Genomic DNA, 19,145 nt, shown 5'->3' with positions numbered 1-19,145 from the left:
TCGATTGCTCTTAATTGACGGGTTTCGAGTAAAAGCCTGCCGGGATTTGGGATTCACTATGGCGACAGGAATGCTGGGCGATCTGGTTGGCAAGATCCTCGACAAGATCTCGGGCACCAGTCTGCTGGCGACCGGGCTTTTGCTGTTGACTGCCCTTGTCAGCGCGCTCGTAGCCTATTGGCACACGGTCGAACAGAAGAGCTGGAAGGAGTTTTTCGAGTTCGTCATCCCGCATGAGGTCATCACTCACCCTTCGGCAAAGGCCGACCTGATGTTCTGGGTGACGAAGAAGGCGCTGATGCCCTTCCTGATGCTGCCCGCCGGAATTGTCTTCGTCACGGCGGTGGGCTACGCAACCAACTGGCTGTTTTCGACACTGTTCCAGTTCCAGCCGCCTCTGATCGAGGGGCCGGCAGGGCCGGTGACGGTACTGATCTTTACCATCACCATGCTGCTCGCCTATGACATTTCCTACTATCTCTATCACTTCGCCCAGCATCGCTATCCCGTGCTTTGGGAGTTGCACAAGGTGCATCACTCGGCCGAGGTGATGGTCGGGATCACCAAGGACCGGGTCCACCCGCTTGATGAATTGATGAATCGAGCCTGGGACGGCGTCGTCGTCGGCGTCTGCTTCGGCATCTGGTCGCTGATTTCGCTGAACCTTGTCGAACTCACCGTCTTTGGCGTCAACGTCTATGTCATGCGCAACATCCTGATGATGGATTTCGTCAGGCACACGCATTTCAAGATCTCATTCGGCCCGCTCAATCATGTGGTCCTCTGTCCGCATTGGCATCAGCTGCATCACAGCGTCGATCCGCTCCACTACGACAAGAATTTCGGGCTGCTGTTCTCGTTCTGGGACCGGCTCTTCGGAACATTGTGTGTGCCGAGGCCGGATGAGGACTTCAAGTTTGGACTGGTTGACCGCGATGTGCGTGACTACCAGTCGCTCGCCGGCCTCTATGTCATGCCGCTGAAGCGGATGTGGGGGCATATCGCCAGGCGCATCCGGCCTGGAAAGCCACGGACTTCGCGACCCTCCGAAGGGAAACGGCCATGAACGCTCCTTTCGTGCTCGCGATCCCGCGGACACGCACCTTTGAAGTCGTGACATCGGCGACGCGCCTGGCCGAGATCGCACCGGCCTGGAGCGCGCTTCGGCAGCGAGCCGGCGGGCTTGTCTTCCAGCACCCCGACTGGATCGCGGCCTGGTGGCGCACCACCCCGCATCAGGAGCGGCGCACGCTCAGGATCGGGCTTGCCTGGAACGGTGACCGCCTAGATGGCGTGATAGCGCTCGCCACCTTCAAGCGCTCCGGCATCCGCATGCTCGAATGGGCGGCGAAGGATCACAGCGACTATGGCGATGCGCTGGTTGCGCCCCACAGCGATCCGCAGGCGATCTCCCGCCTCTGGCAGCATGTTTTCGATCAGGGCGGGTTCGACCTCATCTATCTCAACCGTCTGCTGCCGGATGCCGGTGTTCATGCCTTGCTGGACCCGGCCGCGCACCACGGCAAGGCACTTCGGCCCAACCACCGCAGTGAAATCAGCTATCGTGTCGCGGGTCCCTGGCAGCGGGGGGCGGAATGGTTCGAGACGCTGTCCAAGAAGGCCCGGCAGAACTACCGCCGTGGCCGCAAATTCATGGAGGAAGGCGGTACATTGCGTTTCCGCCTGCTCGATGCGGACAACCCGCGCGAGCCGGTGCTCGCCCGGGTTGCGGTGCTGAAGCGCCTCTGGCTTGTCAGGCATGGCCGCGTTTCGGATCTGTTCGATCGGGGCTCGCCCGTTCTCGCCGCGCTCATTTCGGTGCTGGCCGAACTCGGGCTGTTGCGCATCTTCTTGCTTGAGCTTGACGGTGCGATCATCGCTGTCTCGATCAATTTTGAGCAGCACGGCACGATGATGGCTTTTGTCACCACCTATGATCCCGAATACGAGCGCGCCTCGCCGGGCATGGTGCTGATGATGGACTATATCCAGTGGTCGCTCGACCGTGGCCTGGCCAAAGTGGATTTTCTCTGCGGCGGCGAGGATTTCAAGCGGCGCTTTGCCACGCAATCAGTCACGCTGTCGTCGGTGATGGGCGCGCGCGGTCTGCGCGGTCATCTCGCCGCGATGGCCGATCGTGCGAACCATGTTTCGAAATCCTGGCGGGCGCGGCGGCAGCCGAAGGCTGAAACGCCAGACGAGTAAGATCGCCTCATTTCGGCACGATCAAAGCGCGCGAACAGCCTCCAGCACCTCTTCAGCATGGCCCTTGACGCGGACCCTGCGCCAGATCCTGGCGATCCGACCGTCGCGGCCGATCAGGAACGTCGCGCGCTCGACGCCCATGTATTTGCGCCCATACATCGATTTCTCGACCCACAGATGGTAGGCCTCGATCACCTTGCGCTCCTCGTCGGCGGCGAGGTGGATGGTCAGGTTGTATTTAGATTTGAACTTGTCGTGCTTCTTGGCGTTATCAGGCGACAGGCCGATCACCACAGCGCTGGCTTTCTCGAATTCCGGTTTCAGTTGTGAAAAGCTGATCGCTTCCTGCGTGCAGCTTGTCGTGTCGTCCTGCGGGTAGAAATACAGCACTACGGGCTTGCCGGCGGATGCGGCAAGGCTAATTGATCCACCACCGTCCCGCGGTAAATCGAACTGCGGCGCTAGATCGCCCACGTCGAGGTCAGCCATATCGATGCCCTTGTTTGAGGTTACGCGCGAAGCCACACCGATATAGTGTCGACCGGGGATTCGTCCACGAGCGAATTTGTACAACGGAAGATTGCGTGGATCAGGAGCAACCGCAGCACGAAAAGATCAGGTTCAGGCGTGACGAGATCACCGACCTGGGCGCCTTTCCGTCCGCGTGCCGTGTCCCGCCGCTCGGCCAAGCGTCGATCGGCCGCGGTTTCCGCATCCTTTCGCGCGTCTTTGCCGGCATCGTCGCGCTCCTGCTGCTGGCAGCTATGGCTGTCTATCTCATCGGCCTTTCCGGCATCGGCGCAGACCGACTGCGCATCGAAGCGGAAGCCGCCATCGAGAAACTCGCCGGTGTCGATGTCCATGTCGCCGTCGGGCCTGCCCGCATTACGCTCGACAGTTCAAGCTTCGTCGCACTCCAGGTGAGTGATGTCAGCCTGAAGACATCGGACGGCAAACCCATGGCCGACGCCGGCCGCGTGCGCTTCGGGGTGCGCCTGATACCGCTGCTGTGGGGAGAGGTGCGGCTGACCAGCGCCAGGGTTTCCGATGCACATATCGTTGTGGCGGCGATGCCGTCCGGGGGCGACTGGACAGCCGCGCTGCGCAATGAGGATGGCCTCATTGATCCGGAAAAACTGTCAGAGGCAGTGTTTGGCAACATCCACCGCGCGCTCGACGCCGTGCGGGAAGATTCGATGCGCCGGATAGATCTCGACAATGTCGAATTCGTGCTGCCCGAAACCGGAGCGATCAAACTGGTCACCATCGCCGATGCCACGGTCGTCCAGTCGGGGCCGGGCGGCATGGCGTTTTCCTCTGAGGCGGATGTCGATGGCAGAAAGGTCACCGTTGCCGCTTCCGCCACCCGCGATGTCGCGGCGCACCGGGTGACGGCGCTGAACGCGAGCATCGATCTGGCGGATGCCGATGAAACCACCACGGCCAGCGCCGGGAAATTGGGTGCGGTCGCGTTGAAGCTGACAGGATCGGAAGGATCCGGCGCGAATGCATCACGGCTGACAGCCGTCCTGTCGTCGACGGGGTCCGTGCTCGATATGGGTGCACGCGGGCTGCTGCCGGCCGACGTCGATGTCAATGCCACGCTTGTCGACGGCAGCAACAAGATCCAGGTGGACAGGCTGCTGCTGAAAACCGGCCGGTCTACTTTCAATTTCGGCGGCTCAATAGGGCCAAAACCCTCGACCGGGAAGGCGGGCGAGGAACCTTCCTATCGTTACGACCTGACCAGCGACGGTTCGACCCTGGCGCCATCGGAATCGCCTGAGCCCGCGCTGACCTTCCTCGCCCGCATTGCCGGCGTCTATCAACCCACAAGTCACAAGCTGGTGGCCGAGGAGATCGCACTTCGTTCCGATTCCAGCGGCGAGGTGATGGGAACCGCGGCGGTCGAGTTCGTCGAGGGCAAGGCGCCCGGGATCAATGTGGCGTTGAACGTCCACAACATGCAGGTTTCGCATGTCAAGCAGCTATGGCCTTGGTTTTCGGCACGCAACGCCCGGCTTTGGGTGCTGAGCAATCTGTTCGGTGGCCGGGTCGTCGACGCCAACCTCCAGTTCCACGTCGTGCCGGACCGTCTCGGCAATGGCGTGCCGCTTTCTGCAGATGAAGTGTTCGGCACTTTCAAGATCGAAGGATCGCGCTTCGATACGGCCGGCCGCATTCCGCCGATACGAGACGCGGTTGGCATGGTCGCATTTCACGCCAATGACGTCGACATTTCGCTGTCATCGGGCACGGTCTTCATGCCCAGCGGCCGCACTGTGGCTGCGAGCAACGGCACGCTGGCGGTCAAAGGCGCCAACCATCCGCCGGTCATCGGCGCGCTTGACATCGACGTCGATGGAGACGCGGCGGCCGTCGCCGAACTCGCCTCCTACGAACCGATCAACGCCATGCGCCATGTCGGCTTCCTGCCGGAGGACTTGTCTGGCAGCGTTACTGGCCATGTCAGGGCCGATATCCCGCTGCAGTCCGGCATCGACACCTCCAAGCTCGACTGGCTGGTGTCGCTCGACTACACCGGCCTGTCGCTGGCCAAGCCGTTCGAGGGGCAGACCGTGACCGATGCCGACGGTTCGATCACCGTCGATCCGCAAAAGGCGGTAATCTCCTCCAAGGCATCGCTGAATGGCATTCCGGCCGAACTCGACCTTGTCGAACCGCTGGCGGATGACGGACCGGCGCGCAGCCGCAAGGTGGCCCTGGTGCTGGACGACAAGATCCGTGCCGCTGCCATGCCCGGCCTGACGCCGCTGCTGGGCGGAACGGTGAAAGTCGCGATCGACAAGAGCGGCGATGGCAACCAGAACGTCTCGGCCGATCTGACCAATGCCAGGCTGGACGTTCCCTGGGCCGGCTGGAGCAAGGGGGCAGGGGTTCCCGCCAACGTCACTTTTGTCATGACCAAGGCCGGCGACACCACGACACTGTCCGACTTCGACCTCGAAGGCAAAACCTTCTCCGTCGGCGGCAGCATCGTGCTGGTCAATGGCGCCCTGTCTTCGGCGAAATTCAGCAAAGTCACCTTGAACAGGGGTGACGATGTTTCCGTGTCGGTGAAGCGATCGGGCAAGGGCTATGCGGTCGACATCTCCGGCAATGCGCTTGATGCTCGTTCGCTGGTCAAGCAGTTCACGTCCGATGTGGACACCGCAACCAAGACGACCGGAACAGACAACATCTCCGTTAGCGCCGACGTCGAGCAGCTGACCGGTTTCCACGACGAGCAACTGTCCAATCTGAAGCTGGACTACAGTGCGGCCGGTTCGCGGGTGAACGGATTGAAGGTCAGCGCGACGGCGAGTTCCGGCGCTGCGATTACCATCAGCAACACCACCGGCGACGGCAGGCGCTCGCTCGCCGTGCAGTCGGCGGACGCCGGCGCCATATTGAGGTTCCTCAACGTCTACGAGCACATGGAAGGTGGCGCGATCACGCTGGCCTTGTCAGGAACCAGCGACGGGCCGATGAAGGGCAAGGTCGATACCAGCAACTTCTTCATCGTCAACGAGCCGAAACTGGCCTCCATCGTCTCGACCACGCCGACCGGCGACAGCCGCAGCCTTAACCAGGCGGTGAAGGGCAATCTCGACACCTCGCGGGTCAAGTTCGAGCGCGGCTACGCCGAGATCGACAAGGGCAGCGGCTATCTGAAACTGGCCAATGGCGTTCTGCGCGGCCCGCGCATCGGCACCACGTTCCAGGGCATTCTCTACGACCAGAACAACAACATGGACATGACCGGCACCTTCATGCCGGTCTACGGCCTCAACCGCATCTTCGGCGAACTGCCCATCGTCGGCGCGCTGCTCGGCAATGGCCGCGACCGTGGCCTGATCGGCGTCACCTACCGGCTCAGGGGCAATGCCAACAAGCCGGTGCTCGACGTCAACCCGCTGTCGGTGATCGCGCCCGGCATATTCCGGTCGATCTTCGAGTATCGATAGAGCAATTCCAGGAAAGTGTGAGGCGGTTTTCCCTGGAAAAGCGCGTAGCGCTTTCCCTTGGGAATTGCGTCAAAACAAATAGTTAGAGCCGTTCACCGTTTCCGTGAAATGGTGAACGGCTCTAAACGGCCTCAGACCGGCCGCACCAGGACGTGTTTTTTCCTGCCGAGCGAAAGCTTTACGATGTTTTCCGGACTCAAATCCTGAAGCGTCACCATGCGGCGGTCATCGCTGACCGACTGGTCGTTGATGCGCACCGCACCGCCCTGGATGTGCCGCCGCGCTTCGCCATTGGACGATGCCAGCCCGGCCGTGACCAGCAGCGACAGGATGCCGACGCCGGCCTCCAGCGCGTTCCTGTCGGCCTCGACGGTCGGCAGGCTTTCGGCGGTCACGCCTTCTTCAAACGTCTTGCGCGCGGTTTCCTCGGCCTGGTTCGCCGCGTCGCGACCATGGACGATCGCCGTCGTCTCCGTTGCCAGGACCTTCTTGGCCTCGTTGATTTCGGAGCCGCCAAGTGCTGCCAGGCGCGCGATCTCATCGAGGGGCAGGCGGGTGAATATCTTCAGGAAGCGCTCGACATCGGCATCCTCGGTGTTGCGCCAGTACTGCCAGAAATCATAGGGCGAGAAGAGGTCGCCATTGAGCCAGACGGCACCCTTCGCCGATTTGCCCATCTTGGCGCCGGACGATGTCGTGAGCAGCGGCGTGGTCAAGGCGTAAAGCTGGGGCGTGCCCATGCGATGGCCGAGATCGACACCGTTGATGATGTTGCCCCACTGGTCCGACCCGCCCATCTGCAGGCGGCAGTTCTGGCGCCGGGCAAGTTCGACGAAATCGTAACCCTGCAGGATCATGTAATTGAATTCGAGGAACGACAGCGATTGCTCGCGGTCGAGCCGCAGCTTGACGCTGTCGAAGGTCAGCATGCGGTTGACGGAAAAATGCCGGCCGACATCGCGCAGGAACTCGACATAGTTGAGCTTCATCAACCAGTCGGCATTGTTGACCATGACGGCGTCGTTCGGGCCGTCGCCGAAACGCAGGATGCGGCCGAAGATGCGCTTGATACCCTCGATGTTGGTGGCGATCGCCTCCGGCGTCAAAAGGCTGCGCTGGTCGTCGCGGAAAGATGGGTCGCCGATCATCGACGTGCCGCCGCCCATCAGCGCGATCGGCCGGTGCCCGGTCTCCTGCAGCCAGTAAAGCATGGTCGCCGAGATCAAATTGCCGATATGCAGGCTGGTGGCGGTCGCGTCATAGCCGACATACGCAGTGACCGTTTCCTTGGCGAAAAGTTGGTCGAGGCCGGTCTCATCCGAAATCTGGTGGATGAAGCCGCGCTCGCTCATCGTGCGCAGGAAATCGGATTTGAAGGCAGGCATGGTTTCTTCCCGAAAAGCGTCCGGCCGTCCGGCGCGGGCATATGTGAACGGGCGCGTTTAACACCCAAGCGCGATCAGCAAAAGTGGAATCCGGTTTTGCGGCACATTGCCCATCCGCAGGGATTACAAGATGTCCGGGTAATCATCCCTTCTTGAAACGGTGCAACGAGCCGTCCGGCACGAATGCTTGCGTCATTGTTTCGGCTGGCGTAATGAGGCGCCGCGCCAAAGGTTCTTGCAGCCCACGACCTCGAGCGGCACCGCACGGCATCCACAAAATGCCATATCCGACGACAGAGCCCCGACGCGACATGCCGGACGCATTGATATCCATCGTCATTCCTTGCAGGAACGAGGCGGCAAACCTGCCGCTGCTGATCGACGAGATCGAGGCGGCGATGACCGGTCGCGACTTCGAACTGATCATCGTCAATGACGGCTCGACCGACGAGACGGCGACTGTGCTTGCCGAGCAGACGGCACTTCGGCCGTTTCCTGTACGCGAATTGCGGCACCAGAAATCGGCCGGACAGAGCCTCTCGGTGCGTTCGGGCGCCTGGGCGGCGCGCGGCAGCATCGTCGCCACGATCGACGGTGACGGCCAGAACGACCCCCAATACATTCCGGTGCTGGTCGATGCCTTGCGTCAGGCCGGCCCCGATTTCGGCGCGGCACAAGGGCAGCGCCTCAAGCGCCGCGACAGCAAGGTCAAGCAGCTCGCGTCGCGCTTCGCCAACTGGCTGAGAAACGCCATCCTGCATGACGAGACGCGTGATACCGGCTGTGGCCTGAAGGCTGTCCACACCGATATCCTGCGCAAACTGCCGTTTTTCGATGGCACCCATCGTTTCGTCCCGGCCCTGGTTATCCAGGAAGGCTATCGCGTCGTGCATTGCGACGTCGTCGACCGCTCGCGTCGCCACGGCAAGTCGAACTATGGCATTTTCGACCGCGGCCTGCAGGGCGCGCTCGATCTTGGCGGCGTCTGGTGGCTGCGCCGCAGGCGGCGCAGAATGCCAAAAGTAGAGGAAATCAGCCGTGGTTAACGTGCTTCAGGAATTGGGAACCTGGCTTCATCAGGTTTTCGTCAAGCAATTCGACGCGTGGATCCTGCTGGGGTTCATCGCCCAATTCTTCTTCACCATGCGTTTCGTCGTGCAATGGCTTGCTTCTGAAAAGGCCAAGCGCAGCGTGGTGCCCGTCGCCTTCTGGTTCTTTTCCCTGTTCGGCGGCGGCCTGCTGCTGATCTATGCCATCGTGCGTCAGGATCCGGTGTTCATCGCCGGCCAAGCCATGGGCATGTTCATCTATGTCAGAAATCTCTGGCTGATCGCCAATGAGCGCAAGGCGGCGGCGATGACCAAGGTCGATTGAGCGGCCCACCCGTCAAGCAATGATCAAAGAGGCTCAGAAATGGCGTTGAACAGGAACTACATTCTTCTCTTCCTGTTCAGCCTGGTGATGACGGTTTCGGGACTGGCGTCCCTGCCGCCAATCGACCGCGACGAGTCGCGTTTCGTCCAGGCCACCAAGCAGATGGCGGAGAGCGGCGACTATGTCGACATCCGCTTCCAGGACGCGTCGCGATACCAGAAGCCGGTCGGTATCTACTGGCTGCAATCGGCGGCCGTGACGCTGAGTGGCCAAGGCGCCGAAGCGCCGATCTGGGTCTACCGCACGATCTCGGCGCTCGGCATTGCCATTGCGGTGCTGGCGATCGCCTGGACGGGGACCAATCTTTTCGGCGCCAATGCCGGTATCGCTGCAGGCCTGGTGATGGCGGCGATCTTCGCCACGGCCTTCGAGGGGCGCGACGCCAAGACCGATGCGATGCTGCTCGCCTGCTGCGTGGCGGCACAAGGTGCACTGGCGCAGATCTATTTGGCATCGCGCCGCAACGAACCGGTTGCCGGTCATCTCTGGTGGATATTCTGGATCGCGCAAGGGGTGGCGATCCTCATCAAGGGACCGATTGCGCCGCTGCTATCGGCGCTGACTATCGCGGTGCTGTTTGCTTTCGAGCGTGATGGGCGCTGGCTGTCGAAGCTCAGGATTGGACGCGGCCTGCTGCTGGTCGTGGTCATTGCGCTGCCGTGGCTCGCCGCGATCACCTGGAAGAGCCACGGCGCTTTCCTGCAGCAAGCCGTTGGCAAGGACATGCTTGGCAAGGTCGCCTCGGGCGAGGAATCGCACGGCCTGCCGCCTGGCTTCTACATGCTGACCTATTCGCTGTTCATGTGGCCATTCGGGCTGATCGCGGTCGGCGCTGGGCTCCAGGCTCTCAACCGTTTGCGCGACGATGTCAGGCTGCGCTTTTGCCTCGCCTGGTACATCCCGTTCTGGCTGGTGTTCGAACTGATCCCGACCAAGCTGCCGCACTATGTCCTGCCGGCCTATCCCGGCATGGCGCTGCTGATCGGCTGGATGCTGACATTGCAGCCGGAGGATGCCAATGCGCCGCTCAAGCGCTGGCAGCAATGGTTGTGGTGGTCGACCGCCTTCGGCCTGGTCGTGGTCAGCCTCGGCCTGGCGGCGGTCTGCATTGGGGCGCCGATCTATATCACCCACACCTTCTCCTGGTGGAGCATTCCGGCCGCCGCGGCAGCGCTTGGCACCGGCTACTTCGCTTTTTCGCGGCAGTTGCAGGTGCCGCTGCCCCGTATCGGAGCCACAGCCGCTTGTGCCGGCATCACCTATGCCTTGCTGTTCGGGGTCATCGCCCCGTCGCTGAAGCCGATCTGGCTAAGCCCGGCGATCAAGGCAGCGGTGCTTGCCAACAAACCTTGCGACACCACGGTGCTGGCCTCGTCACAGTATCAGGAACCGAGCCTTGTGTTCCTGGTCGGCACGAAAACGGTGCTGACCAACATCGGTGGTGTCGCGGAACACCTGCTTGCCGATCCCGCCTGCGCGTTGGGACTGGCGCCGATCGGGGACGAGCAGAAATTGAATGGCATGCTGTCGGTGCGAGGCAAGTCGGTGAACCGCGTCGCCGAGATCGATGGCCTCAACTATTCGTCGGGAGACAAGATGTCGCTCGGCCTTTATCGTGTGGCGCCATGACGGCTCGTCGATGTCCATGACGGCAACAATGGGGTCGAAATCCCAATGCTTGTGAAATCGCGTCCTTCTGTTTCCGGCGGGCTCCTGGGAGCGGGGCGCCGATCCCTGGGCAATTTTCGCGACACGATGCAGATCGTCAGAAATCGATTTGCCCTTCGTCCCGTGCGCTACCCCAACGTCGCATGGCCGGTTTGGGGCCTGGTCTGGGTGTTGCTGACGGCGGCGGCGTTCGTTCGTCTCGACACGCCGGCAGGGGTGCTGCATGGTCAATGGTCGGGAGCCAGGGTTGCCGAGTTCCTGACCCAGTTCGCTCTCGGCGGCTGGTATCTGATCCCATCGGCGCTTTTGCTCGTCGCGGCCAATCTGATCGATTGGCGAAGCCTATCGCGGCGATCGCTGATGCTGGTCTACAACTGGACCTGCCTGGCTTTCCTGGTGCTGAGTTCCGTTGGCCTGTCCGGCCTGCTGGTCAATGTGCTGAAATATGCCATTGGCCGGGCCCGTCCGCTCTACTTCCAGGACTTTGGTGTTCTGGCCCTGCATCCCTTTGCCTTCGACGCGCGCTTTGCCGGTTTTCCGTCCGGCCATGCCACGACAATGGGGGCGGTGTTCGGTGTGCTCCTGCTCCTGTTCCCGCGGCGCTGGTATATCGCGCTGGTGATCACCGCCTGTTTCGCCTCGACCAGGGTTTTCGTCGGCGCCCACTATCCGAGCGACACGGTGGCCGGCTTCGGCCTCGGCTGCGCCTTCGCGCTGGCCTGCGGACTGGTGTTTGCCCGGCTCGGCTTCATTTTCCGCCCGACACCGTCAGGATTGCCGGTCCGCAAAGCATCGTTCCGGCTGATTGCGCCGCGAAAATAAGTCTCTGCTAATTGCTGTCCAATCCGCCGTAGGACCTGACCAGGCGAACCATGTCGGACGAATTGGCGGTTTCGCTTTCAAGTCCTTGCGCAACGCCGGCGCGGTCGGCGACAGGACGGTTCTGGCTGACCTTCCACTTGCCGTGGATCTCAGTGATTTCGATCTCCAGCCCGATGATGCCCTTGATCTGTGACTGGATAAACGGCGCCGGCGCGTCGGTCACCGCCCATGGCGCCTCGCGGGGACCTTCCTGGGAGACGGTAAGGTCGGCAATCTGCTGCGCCAGCCAGTCCTGGTCGTCGATCACCTTTGCCGTGCCGCGCACCTGCACGATGGCATAGTTCCAGGTCGGCACCACCTTGCCGGTCTCGCGCTTGGTTTCATACCAGGAGGGCGTCACATAGGCATCAGTGCCCTGGAAGACGACCAGCACGGGCGATGACGGGTTTTCCGCGATAAGCTTCCATTGCGGATTGGCCTTGGCCATGTGAGCGCGCAACCTGCCGTTCGCAGACACAGCCCCATCGAGCAGGAACGGGATGGCATTGGCTTCCGGTCCATCAGGGCCGTTCGAGATCAGCATGCCGAGCGGATGCGCCCGGATCAGTCCATGCAGGATCTCCACCCGTGTTTCCTTGAAATGAGGAGGCTCGTACATCGTCAGTTTCCCGGTTTCGCCGTCGCAATATGCTGATTTCCGGGCGACCTTAGCATCGGCGTGCCTATGTCGTCATGTGCCGTGCAAAATCGATCTCCGTGCAAAATCGACGAAGGCCCGCAGCGCCGCTGGCAACTGCCGGCGGCTCGGATAATAGAGATAGAAACCCGGATAGTGCGGGCACCAGTCTTCAAGCACCCGCTCAAGCCGGCCTTGTTCGATGAAGTCCTTGACCTGCGCTTCAAAGGCAAAGGCGATCCCCGCGCCATCAAGTGCGGCCTGCACGGCAAGATCCTGCTCGCCGAGCGTAAGTCGCCCGTTGACCTCAACGGACAGTTCCACGTTGTCGCGCTCGAACTCCCACGCATAATAGCGGCCGCTTTCGAAACGAAAGCGGATGCAAGGCAAGCCCTTTAATTCGTCCGGGGTCGTCGGCCTGGGATATCGTCGAAAGAAATCGGGAGAGGCGACATAGGCGGTACGTTGCGGAGGCCCGAGCGGCACCGCGATCATGTCTTGCGCTATGACCTCTCCAAAGCGCACTCCGGCATCGAAACCCTGTGACACCATATCTACGAAGGCGTTGTTGGCGACGATATCGACATTGACTCCTGGATAGGCCACGAGAAAACGGGTCACGATCGGCAAAAGGATAATTTCCGCCGAGGCGCGTGAAGCATTGATGCGAAGCGTTCCGGTTGGCATATCGCGGAAGCTGTTGAGGTCTTCGAGCGCATCATCGATGTCTCGAAAGGCCGGTGCGATACGGGCTTGGAGCCGCTCTCCCGCTTCCGTCGGCGCAACGCTGCGCGTCGTGCGGTTGAAAAGCCGCACGCCCAGATCCTCTTCCAGTCCCCTCAAGGCATGGCTGAGGGCCGACGGCGTCACACCCATCTCATCGGCTGCCTTTCGAATGCTCCGATGACGGGCAATTGTCAGGAAAACCGAAAGGTCATTGGGTTCAACGCGTGCCATTACTGAATTATACTCAGTACTCCATCAAAAATCCAGGCTCTACTCTCAGTAGCGGAGAAAAATTAGATCGTGAAGGCAACGGCGGGATCGCCGGTATCTGAAAAGGAAATGTCTCATGAAAGTCTGGTTCATCACTGGTGCCTCGCGTGGTTTCGGTGCCCTCGTGGCCGAACGTGCGCTGGCAAACGGCGACGCCGTGGTCGCCACCGCTCGCGACTCGAAAAAAATCGTCGAACGGTTTGGCGATCGCTCCAATCTTCTGCCGGTCACCCTCGACGTGACCGACGCGGCGCAGGCGCGCGCGGCAGCCGACGAGGCGGTCCGCAAATATGGCCGTATCGATGTTCTGCTGAACAATGCCGGTTATGGTCTGCTCGGCGCTGTCGAGGAGGCGAGTGCCGAAGAGATTGAAGCGCTCTATCGCACCAATGTATTTGGCCTTCTTGCCGTGACACGGGCCGTCCTGCCGCACATGCGCCAGGAGCGCGCCGGGCACATCATCAACATCTCGTCGGTCGGTGGCATCTCCTCCTTCTCCGGCTGGGGTGTCTACGGCTCGACCAAATTCGCCATCGAAGGCCTGAGCGAAGCGCTTTCGATGGAACTTGCTCCGCTCGGTATCCATGTCACTGTCGTCGAGCCCGGCTTTTTTCGCACCGACTTTCTCGATGCATCGTCGCTTGTCACCAGCGCGAACAAAATTGCGGACTACCATGAAACCTCCGGCGCGATGCGCCAGACGGCAATCGACGCCAATCACAACCAGCCCGGAAATCCGGACAAGCTGGCAGAAATTATTGTGGACATTGGCAATCTGGCCAAACCGCCGTTTCGGCTGCCGCTCGGCAGCGACACCGTCACGCGGAGCGAACGCCGGATCACCGACTCGCAAGCCATGTTGAGGCAATGGCGCGACGTTGCAGTCTCGACGGATTTCGAACCTATGGGCGCGGCCGCCTGGGCAGGCTGATAGTCCCGCAAATCCAGAGGAAAAAGGACGAACGTGGTCTCATCCCGGCCTGAGCTCGAGCTCAGGCCGATTGCGCCATTTGAATGAGCGGGAAGGGCTTGCCCGATCCGTCCAGCTCGGAACGTCCTACCGGCAGGAAGCCGCATTTGCAGCAGAACGCGACCGCCCCGAGATTCTGCTCGTTGACGTCAGCATCCAGGCGGCCCCTTTGTCTGACGTTTTAGCGCAGCCGCTTCGGCCGTGGATCGGACAATTCTCCCGCCAGCCGGCGATCAAGATAATCAGCGCATTCCTCGAGCAGCAGATCGGCGTCGTTGGCGAAAAAGTGGTTGGCGCCGGGCAAGGTCTTCTGCGTGATGGTGATGCCCTTTTGCGTGTGCAACTTGTCGACCAGGCCCTGCACATCCTTCGGCGGCGCCACTTTGTCGGCATCGCCATGGATGATCAGGCCCGATGACGGGCAGGGCGCCAGGAACGAGAAATCATAGGTGTTGGGCTGCGGCGCGATCGAGATGAAGCCCTCTATCTCGGGCCGGCGCATCAGGAGCTGCATGCCGATCCACGAGCCGAAGGAATAGCCGGCGACCCAGCAGCTCTTCGAATCCGGATGCAACGACTGCACCCAGTCGAGTGCGGCGGCCGCGTCCGACAATTCGCCGGTGCCATGGTCGAATTCGCCCTGGCTGCGGCCGATGCCGCGGAAATTGAAACGCAGCGTGGTGAAATCGCGCTTCTGGAACATGTAGAAGAGGTCGTAGACGATCTTGTTGTTCATCGTGCCGCCAAACTGCGGATGCGGATGCAACACGATGGCAATCGGCGCGCTCTTTTCCTTAGAGGGCTGATAGCGTCCCTCCAGGCGACCGGCCGGACCGGTGAAAATGACCTCAGGCATGAAATACTCCACTTACGTATACGAATGCGCGGCGCCCGGAACGAACATTCCTCTGGCCTTGACGCAGGGCGAGCGTCTTCTTAGAAGCTAGTTTAGAATTGTTCAAAACTGAGTGGCCAGACGTCGAGCCCGGCCACCCGCGCCGCAAGCCGCGTAAATAGGACGGCTCGCCTTGGAATTTCAAGGAAATAACGCCATACGACTGCGGAATGGCTTCTGACGGGACTGAACCGACGAAAATGGCCGCAAAACGCGCCTATCTCGACTATAATGCCAGTGCGCCGCTGCTTGCAGCGGCCCGCGAGGCTATGGTCGCGGCGCTTGATGTGACCGCCAACCCGTCCTCGGTCCATGCCGAGGGGCGTGCCGCGCGCCGCCTGATCGAGACCGCAAGGCGTGAGATTGCGGCGCTGGTCAATGCCAAGCCCGAACATGTCGTGTTCACCTCCGGCGCGACCGAAGCCGCCTCGACGCTCCTTTCACCCGACTGGCAGATGGGGCGCGGCAGCGTGCGGATGAGCAGGCTTTATGTGTCGGAGGCTGACCATCCTTGTCTGTTGAATGGCGGACGCTTCCCGGCCGCGCAGGTGACGCGGATCGGTGTCGATGCCAACGGCATTGCCGATCTTGCTGCCCTCGCGACAGCGCTCGGCGGTCATGACAAGGCAGAGGGCCTGCCGCTGGTCGCGATCCACGCCGCCAACAACGAGACCGGCGTTCTCCAGCCGATTGGTCGTGTCGCCGAAATCGTCAAGGCGGCCGGTGGCATCCTGGTTGTCGATGCGGTTCAGGCGGCGGGGCGCGTTTCGATCGATCTATCAGCGGGTTACGCCGACTATCTGATTCTGTCTTCGCACAAGATCGGTGGTCCCAAGGGTGTTGGCGCCATCGTTGCCGCCGCAGATCTGATGATGCCGAAGCCTCTGATCAATGGCGGGGGTCAGGAAAAGGGCCATCGCGGGGGCACGGAAAACCTCGCCGCCATTGCCGGTTTTGGCGTGGCCGCACGCGAAGCCTTGGCCGGACTGCTGGCCGTGGAGGCGGTGCGGCATCGCCGCGACGACGTCGAAGCCATGCTGAAAATGTTGGTGCCGGAAGTGGAAATCTTTGGAACCGGCGCGCCAAGGCTTGCCAACACGACATTCTTCGCTATTCCCGGCATCAAGGCCGAAACCGCGCAGATCGCCTTCGATCTCGCCGGTGTGGCGCTGTCGGCCGGCTCCGCCTGCTCGTCGGGCAAGGTCGGGCCGAGCCACGTGCTGAAAGCCATGGGTTACGGTGACAGTCTCGGTGCCTTGCGCGTTTCGATCGGTCCGGCGACCGGCGCTGAGGACATCGAGTTGTTCCGCACCGCCCTGGCGGGCATCGCCGCAAGGCAAGCCGCCAGGGAAAAGGCGGATAGAGAAGAAGCCGCGTAGCGGTTGGACGATTTTGGGCCTTTTGGCCTGGTAGAGCCGTGCGTTTCATGCTGGCCGGGTGAATTTCCGGTCGAAGCGCACTATATGGAACTTACGCTGCCGCGAATGCCCTGGGCATTCATTTCGGCGGTGCCATAGTTTGAAAACTGTCGGGCCTTGACCCCGGCGTGGATGGAGAACGCATATGCCTGCTGTGCAGGACACGATCGATCGGGTCCGAAAGATCGACGTCGACCAATACAAATACGGCTTCGAGACCGAGATCGCCGTCGACAAGGCCCCCAAAGGCCTGAGCGAAGACATCATCCGTTTCATTTCGGCCAAGAAGGACGAACCGTCCTGGATGCTGGAATGGCGCCTGGAAGCCTATCGGCGCTGGCTGACGCTGGAAGAGCCGACCTGGGCGCGCGTCCACTATCCCAAGATCGATTTCCAGGACATCTACTTCTACGCGGCGCCGAAGAGCACGCCCGGTCCGTCATCGCTCAGCGATGTCGATCCCGAACTCTTGAAGGTCTACGAGAAGCTCGGCATTCCGCTGCGGGAACAGGAAATCCTGGCCGGCGTGCAGAAGACGGATGCCTCTGATCTCGAGGAGCCGAGCGACAACGTCTACAAGTCGGGCCGTGTCGCTGTCGACGCGGTGTTCGATTCCGTCTCCGTCGTCACCACTTTCAAGAAGGAGCTGGCGCAGGCCGGCGTCATCTTCTGCTCGATCTCGGAAGCCATTCGCGAGCATCCGGAACTGGTGAAGAAGTATCTCGGCTCGGTCGTGCCGACCTCCGACAATTACTATGCGACGCTGAATTCGGCTGTGTTCACCGACGGCTCCTTCGTCTTCGTGCCCAAGGGCGTGCGCTGCCCGATGGAGCTGTCGACCTATTTCCGCATGAACGAGAAGAACACCGGCCAGTTCGAGCGCACGTTGATCATCGCGGAGGAGGGGGCTTACGTTTCCTATCTCGAAGGTTGCACGGCGCCGCAACGCGACGAGAACCAGTTGCATGCTGCTGTCGTCGAACTGGTGGCGCTCGACGATGCCGAGATCAAATATTCGACGGTGCAGAACTGGTACCCCGGCGACGCCGAGGGCAAGGGCGGCATCTACAATTTCGTCACCAAGCGCGGCGACTGCCGTGGCGACCGCTCGAAGATCTCGTGGACGCAGGTCGAGACCGGCTCGGCCATCACCTGGAAGTACCCGAGCTGCATCCTACGCGGCGACGATTCCCAGGGCGAATTCTATTCGATCGCCGTCTCGAACGGTTATCAGCAGGTCGACTCAGGCACCAAGATGATCCATCTCGGCAAGAACACGTCGAGCCGCATCATCTCCAAGGGCATCGCCGCCGGCTTCTCGCAGAACACCTATCGCGGCCAGGTCTCGGCGCATCGCAAGGCGGCCAATGCGCGCAACTTCACCAACTGCGACTCGCTGCTGATCGGCGACCAGTGTGGCGCGCACACCGTGCCTTACATGGAAGCCAAGAACTCGACGGCGCAGTTCGAGCATGAAGCCACGACGTCGAAGATTTCCGAGGACCAGAAGTTCTACGTCATGCAGCGCGGCATTCCCGAGGAACAAGCCATCGCGCTGATCGTCAACGGCTTCGTCAAGGACGTCATCCAGCAACTGCCGATGGAGTTTGCCGTCGAAGCGCAAAAGCTCATTGGCATCTCGCTGGAAGGCTCGGTAGGCTAGTGACCATGGCGAGCGGGCTGCCCAGAGAAGAAATCTGGTTTGCCGTCCGCTGGCGGCGGCTTTGGGCCGTCCGTCGCGAGGGCAACATCGCCATGGCGAAATACGCCGGCGCGACTGTCGTGACGGCCTTCGCCGGCATCCTTTTGGCCGCCTTCGTCAATCTCTATGTCGGCATCGCCGTCTTTGCCATCGGCTTCGGCCTGTCCTTCTGGTGGTTCAAGGCGCTACAGCGCCGGCACACCGACTATTCGATCACTTACGACGACTATTTCAGAGAAAAGAACAATGCTTGAGATCAAGAACCTGCACGCCCGCATCGTCGATGACGGCACCGAAATCATCCGCGGCCTGAACCTGACGGTGAAAGCCGGCGAGGTTGCCGCCATCATGGGCCCGAACGGCTCCGGCAAGTCGACGCTGTCCTACATCCTCGCCGGCCGCGAGGACTATGAGGTCACCGAGGGCGACATCCTCTACAACGGCCATTCGATCCTCGAAATGGATCCGGCCGAGCGAGCCACGTCAGGCATCTTCCTCGCCTTCCAGTACCCGATGGAGATACCGGGCGTCGCGACCATGGAATTCCTGAAGGTCGCTATGAACGAGCAGCGCAAGGCGCGTGGCGAGGACCCGCTGAAGATCCCGGAATTCCTGAAGCGGGTGAAGGAAGCCGCCGCGTCGCTCAGCATGGACATGGCGATGCTGAAGCGGCCGCTCAATGTCGGCTTCTCCGGTGGCGAGAAGAAGCGCGCCGAGATCCTGCAGATGAAGCTTTTGGAGCCGAAGCTGTGTGTGCTCGACGAGACCGATTCCGGCCTCGACATCGATGCGCTGAAGATCGTGTCCGACGGCGTCAACGCGCTGCGTGCGCCCGACAGGGCCTTCCTGGTGATCACCCACTACCAGCGGCTGCTCGAACACATCGTGCCTGATAGCGTGCACGTGCTCTACAAGGGCCAGGTCATCAAGTCCGGCGACAAGTCGCTGGCGCTCGACCTCGAAGCCAATGGCTATGCCGGCGTGATCGGCGAAGCCGCGTGAGATG

Annotated in this window: 17 protein-coding genes; 12 read left to right on the top strand and 5 right to left on the bottom strand. The window is 61.4% G+C overall.

The window, feature by feature from the left end:
- The first annotated feature begins 70 nt into the window (after positions 1 to 70).
- Positions 71 to 1,066, top strand: coding sequence for a sterol desaturase family protein (locus tag A3A9_RS0101535; RefSeq protein ID WP_027057219.1), 996 nt, complete (start codon positions 71 to 73; stop codon positions 1,064 to 1,066).
- Positions 1,063 to 2,205 (top strand): GNAT family N-acetyltransferase, encoded by a 1,143-nt coding sequence (locus tag A3A9_RS0101530; RefSeq protein ID WP_033838256.1) that lies wholly within the window; start codon positions 1,063 to 1,065, stop codon positions 2,203 to 2,205. Before A3A9_RS0101535 ends, A3A9_RS0101530 begins: the two co-directional genes overlap by 4 nt.
- A 21-nt stretch (positions 2,206 to 2,226) precedes the next feature.
- Here the strand turns inward: A3A9_RS0101530 and A3A9_RS0101525 are convergent, their stop codons facing one another.
- Positions 2,227 to 2,694, bottom strand: a complete 468-nt coding sequence (locus tag A3A9_RS0101525; RefSeq protein WP_027057217.1) for a peroxiredoxin — start codon at positions 2,692 to 2,694, stop codon at positions 2,227 to 2,229.
- Between the two features lie 95 nt (positions 2,695 to 2,789).
- Between A3A9_RS0101525 and A3A9_RS0101520 the strand changes: the two genes are divergently transcribed.
- The gene (locus A3A9_RS0101520; protein ID WP_027057216.1) at positions 2,790 to 6,173 is read left to right on the top strand and encodes a DUF3971 domain-containing protein; all 3,384 of its coding nucleotides are present in this window, start codon (positions 2,790 to 2,792) and stop codon (positions 6,171 to 6,173) included.
- Positions 6,174 to 6,304: 131 nt separating this feature from the next.
- Here the strand turns inward: A3A9_RS0101520 and tyrS are convergent, their stop codons facing one another.
- Entirely contained in the window at positions 6,305 to 7,558 is a 1,254-nt protein-coding gene (tyrS, locus tag A3A9_RS0101515; RefSeq protein WP_027057215.1) for a tyrosine--tRNA ligase, read from the bottom strand.
- A 311-nt stretch (positions 7,559 to 7,869) separates the two neighbouring features.
- Between tyrS and A3A9_RS0101510 the strand changes: the two genes are divergently transcribed.
- From A3A9_RS0101510 to A3A9_RS0101495, 4 genes are read left to right on the top strand one after another with little or no spacing between them, the layout of a single operon-like run.
- Positions 7,870 to 8,604: a glycosyltransferase family 2 protein gene (locus A3A9_RS0101510; RefSeq protein ID WP_027028625.1), complete on the top strand. Its 735-nt coding sequence runs from the start codon at positions 7,870 to 7,872 to the stop codon at positions 8,602 to 8,604.
- The gene (locus A3A9_RS0101505; RefSeq protein WP_027028626.1) at positions 8,597 to 8,932 is read left to right on the top strand and encodes a lipid-A-disaccharide synthase N-terminal domain-containing protein; all 336 of its coding nucleotides are present in this window, start codon (positions 8,597 to 8,599) and stop codon (positions 8,930 to 8,932) included. The genes A3A9_RS0101510 and A3A9_RS0101505 overlap by 8 nt, the downstream gene beginning before the upstream one ends.
- 39 nt (positions 8,933 to 8,971) lie before the next feature.
- Positions 8,972 to 10,621 carry an ArnT family glycosyltransferase gene (locus A3A9_RS0101500; RefSeq protein ID WP_027057214.1) on the top strand — a complete coding sequence of 550 codons (1,650 nt, stop codon included), beginning with the start codon at positions 8,972 to 8,974 and terminating at the stop codon, positions 10,619 to 10,621.
- A gap of 45 nt (positions 10,622 to 10,666) precedes the next feature.
- Positions 10,667 to 11,482, top strand: coding sequence for a phosphatase PAP2 family protein (locus A3A9_RS0101495; RefSeq protein WP_027057213.1), 816 nt, complete (start codon positions 10,667 to 10,669; stop codon positions 11,480 to 11,482).
- Between the two features lie 7 nt (positions 11,483 to 11,489).
- On the opposite strand, the gene A3A9_RS0101490 is transcribed toward A3A9_RS0101495, so the two are convergent.
- Positions 11,490 to 12,140 carry an FMN-binding negative transcriptional regulator gene (locus A3A9_RS0101490; RefSeq protein ID WP_027057212.1) on the bottom strand — a complete coding sequence of 217 codons (651 nt, stop codon included), beginning with the start codon at positions 12,138 to 12,140 and terminating at the stop codon, positions 11,490 to 11,492.
- 72 nt (positions 12,141 to 12,212) lie between these two features.
- The gene (locus A3A9_RS0101485; protein ID WP_027057211.1) at positions 12,213 to 13,115 is read right to left on the bottom strand and encodes a LysR family transcriptional regulator; all 903 of its coding nucleotides are present in this window, start codon (positions 13,113 to 13,115) and stop codon (positions 12,213 to 12,215) included.
- A gap of 115 nt (positions 13,116 to 13,230) precedes the next feature.
- On the opposite strand from A3A9_RS0101485, the gene A3A9_RS0101480 reads away from it, so the two are divergent.
- Complete coding sequence (locus tag A3A9_RS0101480; RefSeq protein WP_027057210.1) at positions 13,231 to 14,085, top strand: oxidoreductase; 855 nt, start codon at positions 13,231 to 13,233, stop codon at positions 14,083 to 14,085.
- A gap of 220 nt (positions 14,086 to 14,305) precedes the next feature.
- On the opposite strand, the gene A3A9_RS0101475 is transcribed toward A3A9_RS0101480, so the two are convergent.
- Positions 14,306 to 14,980, bottom strand: coding sequence for an alpha/beta hydrolase (locus tag A3A9_RS0101475; protein ID WP_023669128.1), 675 nt, complete (start codon positions 14,978 to 14,980; stop codon positions 14,306 to 14,308).
- Between the two features lie 239 nt (positions 14,981 to 15,219).
- On the opposite strand from A3A9_RS0101475, the gene A3A9_RS0101470 reads away from it, so the two are divergent.
- The 4 genes from A3A9_RS0101470 to sufC all read left to right on the top strand — a co-directional run bounded on the left by A3A9_RS0101470 (position 15,220) and on the right by sufC (position 19,141).
- Positions 15,220 to 16,398, top strand: coding sequence for a cysteine desulfurase family protein (locus A3A9_RS0101470; RefSeq protein ID WP_027057209.1), 1,179 nt, complete (start codon positions 15,220 to 15,222; stop codon positions 16,396 to 16,398).
- A 184-nt stretch (positions 16,399 to 16,582) separates the two neighbouring features.
- Complete coding sequence (gene sufB, locus A3A9_RS0101465; RefSeq protein WP_027057208.1) at positions 16,583 to 18,100, top strand: Fe-S cluster assembly protein SufB; 1,518 nt, start codon at positions 16,583 to 16,585, stop codon at positions 18,098 to 18,100.
- 5 nt (positions 18,101 to 18,105) lie between these two features.
- A complete protein-coding gene (locus A3A9_RS0101460; RefSeq protein ID WP_152536037.1) occupies positions 18,106 to 18,393 on the top strand; it encodes a hypothetical protein in 288 nt (95 codons plus the stop codon).
- Positions 18,386 to 19,141 (top strand): Fe-S cluster assembly ATPase SufC, encoded by a 756-nt coding sequence (gene sufC, locus A3A9_RS0101455; RefSeq protein ID WP_027057206.1) that lies wholly within the window; start codon positions 18,386 to 18,388, stop codon positions 19,139 to 19,141. Before A3A9_RS0101460 ends, sufC begins: the two co-directional genes overlap by 8 nt.
- Positions 19,142 to 19,145 lie beyond the last annotated feature (4 nt).

This window comes from Mesorhizobium loti CJ3sym (assembly GCF_000472785.1).
Taxonomy (GTDB): domain Bacteria; phylum Pseudomonadota; class Alphaproteobacteria; order Rhizobiales; family Rhizobiaceae; genus Mesorhizobium; species Mesorhizobium loti_E.
This window is presented reverse-complemented; position numbering and strand designations above follow the sequence as displayed.